The 11,771-nt window shown below is 60.7% G+C and carries 13 protein-coding genes; 7 read left to right on the forward strand and 6 right to left on the reverse strand.

The features are described 5' to 3' along the window. Positions 1-11: 11 nt before the first annotated feature. Complete coding sequence (locus tag ACZ50N_RS27565; RefSeq protein WP_110797893.1) at positions 12-404, reverse strand: type II toxin-antitoxin system VapC family toxin; 393 nt, start codon at positions 402-404, stop codon at positions 12-14. Beyond that, entirely contained in the window at positions 401-646 is a 246-nt protein-coding gene (locus ACZ50N_RS27570) for a type II toxin-antitoxin system Phd/YefM family antitoxin (protein WP_046361778.1), read from the reverse strand. The genes ACZ50N_RS27565 and ACZ50N_RS27570 overlap by 4 nt, the downstream gene beginning before the upstream one ends. Before the next feature lie 412 nt (positions 647-1,058). On the opposite strand from ACZ50N_RS27570, the gene ACZ50N_RS27575 reads away from it, so the two are divergent. The 7 genes from ACZ50N_RS27575 (at position 1,059) to ACZ50N_RS27605 (ending at position 7,095) form a co-directional block, all read left to right on the forward strand. After that, positions 1,059-1,265, forward strand: coding sequence for a hypothetical protein (locus ACZ50N_RS27575; RefSeq protein WP_046361777.1), 207 nt, complete (start codon positions 1,059-1,061; stop codon positions 1,263-1,265). Beyond that, a complete protein-coding gene (locus ACZ50N_RS27580; RefSeq protein ID WP_046361776.1) occupies positions 1,256-1,681 on the forward strand; it encodes a PIN domain nuclease in 426 nt (141 codons plus the stop codon). Before ACZ50N_RS27575 ends, ACZ50N_RS27580 begins: the two co-directional genes overlap by 10 nt. A 256-nt stretch (positions 1,682-1,937) precedes the next feature. After that, the gene (locus ACZ50N_RS27585) at positions 1,938-2,750 is read left to right on the forward strand and encodes a hypothetical protein (RefSeq protein ID WP_131705475.1); all 813 of its coding nucleotides are present in this window, start codon (positions 1,938-1,940) and stop codon (positions 2,748-2,750) included. 65 nt (positions 2,751-2,815) lie between these two features. Next, the gene (locus tag ACZ50N_RS27590; RefSeq protein ID WP_046361774.1) at positions 2,816-3,436 is read left to right on the forward strand and encodes a hypothetical protein; all 621 of its coding nucleotides are present in this window, start codon (positions 2,816-2,818) and stop codon (positions 3,434-3,436) included. 88 nt (positions 3,437-3,524) lie between these two features. Beyond that, positions 3,525-5,102, forward strand: coding sequence for a helix-turn-helix domain-containing protein (locus tag ACZ50N_RS27595; RefSeq protein WP_046361773.1), 1,578 nt, complete (start codon positions 3,525-3,527; stop codon positions 5,100-5,102). A gap of 124 nt (positions 5,103-5,226) precedes the next feature. Beyond that, a complete protein-coding gene (locus ACZ50N_RS27600) occupies positions 5,227-5,970 on the forward strand; it encodes an SDR family NAD(P)-dependent oxidoreductase (RefSeq protein WP_198529196.1) in 744 nt (247 codons plus the stop codon). A gap of 132 nt (positions 5,971-6,102) precedes the next feature. Then, a complete protein-coding gene (locus ACZ50N_RS27605; RefSeq protein ID WP_157863546.1) occupies positions 6,103-7,095 on the forward strand; it encodes a GNAT family N-acetyltransferase in 993 nt (330 codons plus the stop codon). 33 nt (positions 7,096-7,128) lie between these two features. On the opposite strand, the gene ACZ50N_RS27610 is transcribed toward ACZ50N_RS27605, so the two are convergent. From ACZ50N_RS27610 to ACZ50N_RS27625, 4 genes are all read right to left on the reverse strand, one after another. Then, entirely contained in the window at positions 7,129-8,421 is a 1,293-nt protein-coding gene (locus tag ACZ50N_RS27610; RefSeq protein WP_131809456.1) for an MFS transporter, read from the reverse strand. A gap of 76 nt (positions 8,422-8,497) precedes the next feature. Beyond that, the gene (locus ACZ50N_RS27615) at positions 8,498-9,487 is read right to left on the reverse strand and encodes a hypothetical protein (RefSeq protein WP_046361768.1); all 990 of its coding nucleotides are present in this window, start codon (positions 9,485-9,487) and stop codon (positions 8,498-8,500) included. Beyond that, the gene (locus ACZ50N_RS27620) at positions 9,468-10,775 is read right to left on the reverse strand and encodes a YcaO-like family protein (protein ID WP_064282747.1); all 1,308 of its coding nucleotides are present in this window, start codon (positions 10,773-10,775) and stop codon (positions 9,468-9,470) included. The genes ACZ50N_RS27615 and ACZ50N_RS27620 overlap by 20 nt, the downstream gene beginning before the upstream one ends. 18 nt (positions 10,776-10,793) lie before the next feature. Further along, positions 10,794-10,937 carry a hypothetical protein gene (locus ACZ50N_RS27625; RefSeq protein WP_157863545.1) on the reverse strand — a complete coding sequence of 48 codons (144 nt, stop codon included), beginning with the start codon at positions 10,935-10,937 and terminating at the stop codon, positions 10,794-10,796. Positions 10,938-11,771 lie beyond the last annotated feature (834 nt).

An 11,771-nucleotide genomic window follows, 5' to 3' on the forward strand; every position in this document is an offset into this window, starting at 1 on the left:
GGGTTGTTTGTTTAGACAGTGAAGGTGGGCGACAGCGCGGCGTCCAGCACGTGCTGGTCCCTGGTGGCGATCGTGAGGGATCGCCGTAGCGCTTGGGCAACAATCATGCGATCGAACGGATCGCGGTGCTCCCATGGCAATCGCGCGGCAACGATCGCGTCCGCGGACTCGATGGGAAGCTCGCTGATGCTCATGTCTGCAAGGACTTCAGACCAAGCACCTAGCAGCGGGTCACCGTCGAGACGGCCAAGTCGGGTCTTTATACCGATTTCCCAAGCCGACGCCGCCGAGACATGGAGTTCGATGATGGGATCTGAAAGGTGCTCGACAGCAGCCGGTTTGATCTTCTCAGGCGATGTCACAAGCCAGATGAGCACATGGGTGTCGAGGAGGATTTTCTTCAACTGCCAGCCGCTTCCCAGTGCTGGAGTTCCGACTCAGGCAGAGGGTCATCAAAGTTGTCCGCCACGGCGATCCCAGGCAGTTGACCAAAGGTTCGCCGCACGGGTTTCACAGGCTCAAGTCGTGCGACGGGTCGGCCGTGGCTGGTGATGGTGATCGCAACACCGGTGCGTTCAACTTCGGCAAGCAGCGCATTGAGCCGGTTCTTGGCCTCAGTGCTGGTGACCGTGGTGGGGGTCGACATATCTGCATCGTATACCAACTGGGCCTAGTCGCGCTAGTAGCGCTAGCCCGACTAGTTGACATAACGGAGCTTATCGGCAAATGCCTTGTGCGGCAAGGAGATTGGGCTTAGGAAATTGCCAGAGTTGGCTGTCCGTATTATCCGGCACTATGCCAGACCATGAGGCAGGTCGGACCCAAGGGCGCGAAAAGGGCCGCCCCGAGGGTTCTGCCGCAGAGGCCCAAAGACGGCGGTTGCCAGTCCGCGCTGAGCCCCGTGTCAGCATTACTCGGCCAGTGCTCTCGAAGCCCTTAAAACCACTGCCCTACAACAGATTACGGTTCAATACGTCACTGTGACAAAAAGGTAGGCCCGCGGGTTATCCACAACGGGTATATACTGAATATCTCGACAACATATATCAGGAGGTACGGTGACGAAACGGCTGATCGACTTAGACGATGATCTCCTGGCTGCAGCACAGCGTGAACTCAAAACCGCGGGCGTTTCCGACACTGTTCGGATGGCACTTCAGCAAGCGGCAGCCACCTCGGCACGGACCCGCCAGGTCGCGTGGTTGCAGTCAGGCGCGCTCGAAGACATGGCGACACCCGAAGCGCGTGCGAACGTATGGCGCTGATCGCGCGCTACGTCATCGACACCAGCGCGGCCGCGCGGATGCTGTCGGCGCCGGTCGGTGCTCGGCTGGCGCCATTAATAGAGGCCGGCCTGGTCGCAACGACTGCGCAGCTGGACGCCGAAGCGCTATACAGTGCGCGTAGCTCCGAAGAGTACAAACAACTTTGGTCTGATCGGCGGTTGGCGTATGAGTATCTGCCGACAGGTGACGAACAGTGGCAAGCGGCACTGGACGCTCATCGCGCGCTGGCGCGGACGGGCCAGCATCGGTCGGTCGGTATGGCGGATCTGCTGATTGCGGCGGTCGCTGCGCATCACGAGGTCACCGTCATTCACTACGACTCCGACTTTGAGACGGCCGCCGGCGTAATCCCCTTCGAACAGCGGTGGGTTGTGGAACGAGGCACCGTCGACTGACGGCGCGCTGGGCACGGGCGCGACAAGATCACCGACTCCACCGACGAACTAGAACAGGGCTCTCCGCGGCTCCATCCGCATAGCGTCAGATTGGGCAGTCGATGAGGTATCCTGGTGGGCAACGCCATTGCGCGAAGGCGGACTCCCTCGGTCGCGTTGCAGCTCCCGCCCGCATCGGGTACTGCTACCGAAGATCATTTCCGAGGACCAGGCTCATCGGGTCACGCGCTCCCAACAAAGATCGCGCGTTGTTGATGTGGGCGACTACGGGCAAATGTCTTTGAAGGGACTCGTGATTTCCATGGCATCTTCAAATGCGCGCAAGCGGGCCGCGCGGGCACACCAGCGACGTTTCCCGGGCACACCGTATCCGGTGGCGTTGCGTGCTGTTTCCCACGCCCAGAATGCCTTACAGGTCGTCATCGGCGTAGCCGCTGGTCGCCCGCGCTGGCTTGACATCGAGGAAGCTGCCCACGGAGGCGAGGGCCCACATATGGCGGTCATCGGCTCGTCCACCGTTGGACGTAGCCGAGTGATTGATCTGATGACAACCTCGTTGGCCGAAAGGCCGCCGCATCGTGGGGTTGAGGTTCTGGCGGCACGAGGAAGAATTGGACGTATCAACAGCCTGATAGATGAGCGATCTCGGTTCTTAGAGCAGTGTGGTGTCAGGGATTTCGCTGAACTACACAGCAGGAACAGCGCTGGTGAAAGCCGGGACCTCGGAGACGACGGCCGTGCGGTAGTCGTGATTGTCGACGGTGATGACGTGATCGACGGTTTTGCGCCAGTTGAAACGAAGGAAGGCTATGCGACGCGGGCGGGAGCCGAGGAGGCGTTCGCCGCGCTCAATCGCATGCTGCGGCAGGGCCGCAGCCTGGACATTCACACTGTGCTCAACGTCCGACAGATCGAGGCAAATCCCTGGCTTGGAACCGCGGCAGGGTGCATTTCTAGCATCGTGGAAGTGGACGATCGCGGGACGGCCGCTACCTGGCGAAGCGTGAGCGTTCCCCGCGCCCCGATCAATGTGGTGTTGACGATGGACAACGAAGGAAGGGAATCGTGATGCCGACGTCATCACCAGGGTCACCAGATGCGTACCAGCAGATTGGTGCCCAGTATGTCGCGTCTATGCGTGATGATCTGTTGGCAAAGGTGTTGGAGCAGGCCCGGTTTGGGTCGCTCGATCCGGAGTGGCGCAGTAGTGTCGTGCTCCCAAAACAGCGACTGCACCCGCACATGGTCACAGACGATGACCGGGCAGTGGTGATGGAAATCCAGCAGCTGCCGCGCCAGCCTTGGGAACCCAGCCAGGCCGCTTGGCGGGTAGCGCTCAACGCATGGTTCATTGCCCAATTCGGGATCAACGAGCGAGCACGGGTACGCAGCGCTCACACGCAGGTCACGCTACTCGAAATGCAGGGAATGACAGCCATGTCGAAATTCACTGTCGCAGGCCTGACCGGGACCTATACCGACAAAACGGTGCTCGAAGAGCTGACCTCTCTCCCCTACACCGAGCTGCACGACCCCAACACCGCGGTACACAAGGCTCAGCGCGATGAACTGATCGCGAGCTATCTGGCCGGGCTCGATGATGCCGGGATTAGCAATGACTGGGCTGAGTGGCTTCGGGCGCGGTCAGAAACGTGGGGCAATCCCATGCTGCAGAACAAGTGGAACATCATGCTGAACGGCCCAACCCTTCGGAGAATGTGGCGACTGCCGGAGTACTGGCGAAGCATGGAGTAAACCCCCCATCGTGACCAGCCCATCCCCTGGTCGGCAGGAATCGACAGCAGGTGTAGAAAGATGTAGAAACAAGTGTTAGCGTGAGGTTATGTACGAGACGATGGAGTTCGGCCGGCTCATCCGAACCCTGCGCGAGAAGCAGGGTTTCGCGCAGGCTGACGTTGATCGACGTGGGGGTCCGAGCCGACAGATCATTGGCGAGTTGGAGAACGGCCACGACCTTGCGCCCTCCGAGGCAACGCTACGAAAGCTTGATGAATCCCTTGACCTTCCGTCTGGCTTCTTACGCAGCGTCTTGATATGTAGCGGACCTCCCACCTCAGAGTATTTCGACAGGGCGCGTGCACGCGGAGTTCCGCCGGAATACCTAGCGCTGCATTGCGATAGCGGAGAGGAGATGGAGTGGCCTGGCACGCTTCTCGTCGGTGGTTTCGATGGTCTCCAGGACCGACTGCTCGACGCCGGCAAGTCGCTGCTCATCGACGTCAACGCGTTCCCCCAGGGAGACGCGGAGTCTGGTGCTGGATACCACTTTATTCGTCGCTGGTCGGAACGGTTCGCCGCTGCGGATGACGTGCGTTCGACGACCCCGCGGGCGGGGATCTTCAATCGTGGTGTTGTCGATGCGTTGCCAACGATCGATACGTTGCAACAGGCGCGCAAGCTTCTGGAAACTGTGCAGTGCCACGCCAAGTCGCGCCAGGCCTGCAGGGTACCGCTCATTGTAAGCGACTCGGCCAGTTCAACATTCCCAGCGACGTCCACCCTGCCTCACACCACCCTCATCCTCTCAAACGTTACGGAGACGCCATCCGGACTGGATCGTCTGGCGAACATACTCACTGGCGAAATACAGCGCCGAGAGAGCATCTTGAACGCCGTCGGATATCCGGATGGAAGGGCAGGTTCGGAGCTCGATGCCGCACTAGCTGCGCTGTTCGTAGCGTATGTGGCGTTTTCGACCGAGGTGTCCGCATTCGATGTGTTGGATCGGATAGCGCTGCGCGGACCTGGCCTGTTTCCGACTACGGACGTCCAGCTGGCGCGGTGGGTGCAGCAGGAGGAGCAGACCGAGTCTGGCGACGGCAGCACTGCCGATGACGCAGCACTGGATGGACGAATTGCTCTGCTCTGGAGCAAATTTCGGAGCGCAGTAGGTTTGACATCTGACTACGGTCCGCGCCCCGACATCGAGGCCCTGTACGGCTACCTCGGGGAGGCACTACGCCAGCGTCGAGAGATCGTTGATGTGGTGTTGCCATCAGGGGGCGAGGGCGCTCCTACGCGGTCGGAGGTGACGGTGTGGTCACTGAGGGACGTTGTACGCACGATGCCGGGGATATTGCTCTATGACAGCCAGCGGTTCAAGTCGCTTCCTGCGCTGTGGCAGTGGAGCTGGGAAGAGAACAATCCGGGTGCTTACTACTGGCATGTGACCAGCGATGCCGCTGTTCGAGCCTGTGCCCATCGGGGCGCGAGGGCGGTGTACGTCGGCGCCGACATGGATGGGCTGATTGGACGACGGTTTACCGACCTGGCGCCCGGTGAAGCTGTGCTGTCACATCGTCGGAGTTTTGAGAGAGGTTGGCTTGCGGTGCTGACCTTGGCTAAATCGCATGGACTGGAGTCGCATCCGGTGTTTCTTCCCGAAGGCGGGAACGGGTAGTACCCGACGTGCCAGGTGCGATTCGCCAGATACTTGATCACCGACATGCACTTGCAGCGGCATGTTGCTTGGGTGGAGCAACTTTCGCTTCACTGAGTGAAGCCTGTGCCCCACAATGGTGGATGTGACAGAAACCAAGTACGCCCTGGTGACCGGAGGTTCGCGCGGAATCGGAGCGGCGATCGTCGTCCGGTTGGCCGCGGCAGGCTATCACGTCGCTTTCACCTACCTTAGCAATGAAACCGCCGCGGTTCAGGTCAAAGAAAGAGTGCATGCAGCAGGCGGTAGCGCCTACCCCGTGCAAGCTGACCTGACGGACATTGCTTCGGTCGAGAAACTACTTGCGGCAATTCCGAATTCGGATGTTCCACACTTAGATGTTGTGGTCAACAACGCCGCGATCCTGCCACCGGTGGCCTTGATCGAGGACACCGCTTTCAGCGTATGGTCCGACAACTTGATGATCACGGCCACCGCCCCGTTCCTGATTATCAAGCACGTGATCCCCTATCTACGGCCGGGGGCATCGGTCATCAACATCTCCACCATCAACGCCAGCACCCATCCGGTCGAAGGCGTATCCGCTTATGCGGCAGGGAAGGGCGCTTTAGAGCAGCTGACCGCGATTGCGGCAATCGAACTTGGACCACGCGGCGTCACCGTCAACGCTGTCAGGCCCGGAGTCACCGATACCGATATGCAGCGGACAGTCAACGCAGATCCGTCTGCGCTAGCGCAGATTGCCGAGGACACCCCCATGCGCAGAGTGGGACAACCAGAAGACATTGCTGACGTTGTAGCGTTCCTGGCTAGCCCGCAGGCCCGCTGGGTCACCGGACAGACCATCACCGCATCCGGCGGACTTTAACCTCCTCCTGTAAGCCCAGTTCAAGCAAGCACACAGAAACTCGCTCATGACGTTCCTGAACCCAAGCACCGTATGGTCGCCTCTCCAAAAATGTCGGTGACACAACACGATTACGAGCGTTATGCTGCAGGCATGGTCCAGCACACGCCGGGGGCCACACCGCAGTTTGACTCCCACACAGCTCTAGGACATCTCCACTCGACGTGCCTAGACGACACCGGTATCACGATCCGCAGATGGCGACAGGATGATGCTCGTCGTGTACGCGATCTTCTCGATACTGACACAGACACCTTGTGGATAGAGCAGTTTCACGCCCTCCACGGGCCCGACCAGGACGGCCCGGATTGGCGACGCACTCTGGTCGCCGTCGACAGCTATAACCGTCTTCTCGGGTGCGCATCGATCGCAGTGAATACGTTGCATAGCAGTCGATTTCCGTGTGCCATCGATGTCCATCCTCGGTTCCGACGCCGTGGTCTCGGCGCGGCCTTGCTGGATGCCATCAAGCAGGCGCGTCCTGACGATCTACCGCTGTCTACCAAAGTGCGGACAGCGAACACTGCGGCAATGGGCTTCTTAACGAAGGCGGGCGCCGCGACTTACGCGCGTTGCCTCAATGTCGTGATCGACCCCAACGATCCTGCCGTAATGCGCTGGGCCAGCCGACGACACAAGGCAGGCAGCCATTCGATGAATCTGCAGGACAAGGACCCTGAGTCACTCAGCAAAGTCTTTGAGCGGCAATACATGTGGATTCATCAGCGGTGGTCTCCCGTCGGCGATCTCGACCTACTCACCGAGGTTGCTGCTGCTGAGATCAATGCGATCGACGCCAACGCCAGTTCCGGTGTCTGGCACGACGGTGAGATTGTTGCCGTCGCGTTTGCCTTCCCTGTGCCGAACGAACCGGTCCTGGAGATCGTCGCGGAGACCACAACAGAGCGTCAGCCGTGGGGTACCGAGTTCCTTGCCGAGGCAGTCGCCGCCACACTCCGTGTGACCCGGCGTCGCAACTGCCTTCTACGGTTTGACGGTCACATGTCCGATCCTCACTTGCATCCCGTCCTCTCTGCGCTACCTTGGCTTCGCCGGGACCCTTTAGACCTCGTAGAGATACCGTAAGAAAATGTATTGCAGGTCAATCGGATAAGCGGTTCAGGTGAGGTTTGGATTGGGCCGCAGAATCAGAATCGTTGAGGCAAGGAGCCCAGCCCCGGCAGCTAGCGCCCACGCTGGCTGCTGGTCGGCCTGCAGTAATAGCCCTGCCCACACCCCGAGCAAGCCGCCGGCGGCCGCGAAAGAGTGTCCCCAACCCATCACCTGGATGAACCGATCACCCCGAAAAAGCTCTTGACGCGCAGTGACCTGCGTGACTTCCACTCCCGTCAACAAGGACGACGTGAGGGCGACATAGGCCCAGAACAGGACGACTACTACTGGCAGCCCAGCGATGCTGCCTGAACCGGGGTCGCTGCCCCAAGTGTACACCGCGGCGGATCCCATGAGGACCGCGGTGAGGACGCAGCCGGTGTACAGCACTACCGTGGCTCCGAACCGCCTGGTGGCAGCACGGGCCAGGAAGGGGCCGACCAATGCCCCGACACCCGCGCAGATCGCCGCGACGGCAAAGAAGCCGCCTTTGTTGTCGATAAACGAAGCGCACCACTGTCCGATATAGAGGGCGCTTAGACCCGCAGCAAGGGGAACTGAAGCCGAGAACAACGGTGAGCCTGGACCTTTCATTCCTAAGAGGGTCCTCAGCGTGATGTTGGTTTCCTCGTGGTCAGCGTGTTGGGCCGATTCGTTGTCGTTCGCCGCGGAACCGACTCCCACCGATCGTCCCAACCGGAGACTGCGGTAGCGTGCGGCGACGGCCAGCAGCGAGGCAACAACATTGACAGCCAGTACCGCCAACACTGACCACCCTGCGAGGAGGCTTCCCAACGGTGTGCTCACGAACTGTGACACCGCAGGCAGGGCGGCATACAAGTAGGTGTTGAACACGGCGGCAGAGCCAGGCGCCTTCCTCTCAATCTCGGCGCCATAGAACTCCTCGGCGAGGTCGATGAACAGCGGCAGAAAGGACGTCGCGGCGGTGTAGACGCAGAGGATCACAGCCGCCCACCGCTGATCCACCGCGATGATCGCCGCTCCTGCCAGCAGCGTCAGTGCGACATCAGCGACCTCGCACCGGACAAGAATCTTGCCCGCCTCGAACCTGCGCAGCATCCGGGCCGCAGCGGCGCTGCACATGTCCTGCACATTCTCCAGCGTTGCCATCAAGGGCAGCCACAGCAGCGGCAGCAGACCTAGCGCCACCAGAACCGGTACGGCACCGCCGACCACGGTGGTCCCAAAGTAGGACCACAGCAGGCCGACGAGCATCCAGGTTCGAGCTCGCTGAATGACACCCCTGAGTCGCAGCGCCGAAGCACTACCGGTGGTCACGCACCAACCTCCCCGGGGCGGGTCACTCCAGCGTTGGAGCTGAAAACTCTTGCAAAGGAGGAAGAGCGACGGCCGATCATGCCGCGCGTGTGAGCTGTTCTTGTCCTGCGGGGCTCAGATCGAACGGCTGCGCGCGGATGTCGTCGAGCCACCCGACAACCTGGTGCCGCTCGGAGCCAATGTCGGCGCACTTGGGATTGTTCCGAAGCTGGTTCGAAAGATAGGCGGCGCGGAAGCAAATCCGGCGCCACTGATCGAGGTCTTTATCTAGCCGCTCGGCCTCCCACACCGCGGCAGCGGAAACAGTGAGGTGCGCGTAGACGTAGAACGCATCGAAGGTTCGCACTGTCGACCATTGGCTGACCGAGCCATCTTCCTCGCGTCGCCACGGCACCTGGATCGGCTTGTCATCCTCGTCTTGCTCGCCTGAGGTGGCCTCCTCGAGGAGCGTCTTCATTCCTCGCTCCAACCACACTGTCTTGGAATGCAGGGCTTCGTGGAACAGGGATTCCGCGAGGACTTTGGGCGTCTCGAAGGCCGCCGGCCCGAACAAGACGAGGCCGGGGTACTCCATCCAGGTCTCGCCGACCATGTTGGGGCGGTCGGTCAAAGCGAACATCTGCAGGTAGCTCAGTGCGTCGCGTGAGAGATCCGGGATGGTCGTCTCGAGGATCTCTATCGCGCGGTCGAGGGTTGCGCGTTGCTCACTGTTGAGCGTCAACACTCGTTTGGGGTCGATGCGATTGTTGATGACCCTCACCATGATGGACGCACCGTCGTGTAGCTCAACATCTGTTCCTTCGAGGCGGCGGTCCGCGATCTGCGTAGGTGGCCGGTACTCGTCGAGCTGCTCGCGGTCAACGTCGGGTACCGCATCGGCGTGCTCTTGACCGTGCGTGACCTCAGCGGCGTGTTGCAGCAGTGGATGGATGTTGGCGTCCATGACTTTGTCCTCCGAAAGGCCGGCTTCGGTGAACCACGTCAGCGCCGCCGACCGCAGGTCGGAGGGCGCTCCCCAGCGCCCTGTGATGAGCGCTAATTCGCGGTCACGTGTGGTTTCCAGCATGGTGTTTCTCCTTTTGGTAGTGAACGGGTAGTGAACCGCTGCCCGACTGGCAGGCGGCGACGATTTCTGGTTTCCGCATTCGACCTATTGGTTCGACGGGTAGGCCGAGGCGCACGAGGTGGAACTTCTCCGCACCGATAACGACTATCTGCACAACTGTCGGCCCCACCTCAGAGCCGCCGGCTTGCGGTCTGCGGTGCAGTGTGCGCCGCAGCACGGGGTAACCCGCTGCGATCACCCTGCTTGCGGTCTCCCGGAAGTCTCCCGATGAGCTAGGTAGTTGTGACAGCTCTACTTTCGCTTGCGCTGCCGGTGGTACCTCCGACAGGAAATAGGCCCGCCGGAGGAATTCGTGATGGACGACCTCGGATGAGGTCTCCGGGTCGAGGTCGTCGTCGCTGGTGTCCAGTAGGCCGGCTTCGAATTCGTGCTCGACTGCGATTTCCTGTTCGTACTCCAGCAAAGCACGTTCAGCGGCGTAGGCGGGTATGCCCGAGCATCCGAGACCCACGACACGCCGCCTGTGGTAATCGTGCCGATTGCTGAAAGCGATGCAGACTGTTGCTGCCAACGAGGGCAGAACGCGCACCGTGACAGACGAGTCGCTGGCCCGTTCAATGCTGCGCTGCAGGCGTCCAAGATCGCTCTCAGCGAGGGCGAGCTCGGCGCCGACTCTTCTGTTGCAACACACGTCGAGCAGGAACCCGCTGAAGGCGTCTCGCTCAAGAACTTCGTTGAGGGCGTGCAGCGATGCATCCGCCACCGTCATGCCGGCGGCGTAGCCGTTGGAGCTCCAGTATCGTGCAGCCAGCGCCAGATGCGGATCGTCGCCAGCTTCGGGCACTTCGTCGTATACCGCGGCGGGCAGCCACACCACGCCCGCGCCTGCGGGCTTGCTGACCTGGTAGAAGGGCGTAGCGAGAGTGGTTCTAACTCCGCTGTTCCGGATGTTGCGGCCCAGGAAGTCTGGTTCGAGCGCCCCGCCCTTGTACAGCTGAGCGGTAGATATCTCGGCGTTGCTATCAATGCGTTCGACTACGCCCATCGAGACCGCGTGTTCGTACAGCTCAAAGAGGGCGCTTGCTTCGCACTGCCGCCCCAAACCCTTTCCGCGGCTGGCGACAATCACACCGTTCTTACCAATGAGGGACGCGGCCGATTGATGAGGAAATTCGCCTGAAGGGGTCCGGTAGTTCAGTTTGCCTGCGTCACGAAGGACACGCTGGACTTCATCGATGGCTGTCTTGACATCGACTGTGCGTTCCGATGAAGCCAGCGTGCCTCGCATGTCCGGGTCTCGCCTACGTCAGAGCTGCGTCGCCGACGAAGACCTCGCCGACGAATCCGCCAGCGGGGCAAAGAAGTCGGCTTCGTAGTCCTTGTCGCCGGGGGTGGCGACCGTGACGACGACGACCGGACGGACAACGCGCTCAGTTCGAGTAATTCCCATTGCTTTCTCCTAAGAAAGTGCTGTTGATAGTTCAGTGATTCCACGCGGCCACCTCCGAGGTGGCCCATGAGTATTGGGGCGGCACGCAGAAGCGCGTGGCGGTCGCTTTGAGCGCCACCGCCGCCGGGAATGCAGTTGTCCCCCGACAGCCAACTGATCGCACGAAAGTATTTGCGCCTCAACGAATTATGAGAAGTTGTGCAATAGAGCCCCCTCTGTGGGGTGCGGCATTCACCCCGTTTAGTGAGATGCCTGAAGCCGACCAATTCTTTAGGCCGACAGGCTTTTAATCACCGGGATTGATTCGCTACGACGCGCGAGGAGGCGTTACTGGCACCATGCGGTGAATCGGAAGATAGACCTGAAATCACCTTGGCCAGAACGAAACAACTGTCATGAGGCTTGCCACGAGACCCAAATTGACGTTGCTGCTCCCCTAGGCTTGAAGGGTACACAGGGTGCCTAAGCACCGCAACCAATCGAATCGAAGCAACGGTGGCCGAGAACTGAACATGTGGCGATGCGATGCTCAATCGGTGGGTTGGGCGCATTGACCCCGAGACCGGGGAGAGCGCAAACCCCGCTGAGTGTGTCCCTGACCGTCCTCGGGGGTTCCATTCGTTTAAACGTGCGTCTCGGATTTGCTGGCTAACGATGAGCAACGTCCATATGTCAAAGCAACTGTCTAACTATCTGAGACGACGCCCTGCGACTGCCTGGGGAGACCATGGACCTGCCTTTGCCGTTGCGAGCCAAGGGTTCTAACTGCGGGTACTGGGTCTGGCATATGCTCGGGATTACTGCTCGATACCGGGGCCCCGGTGGCTCCGGTCC

This window comes from Mycolicibacterium obuense (assembly GCF_055397605.1).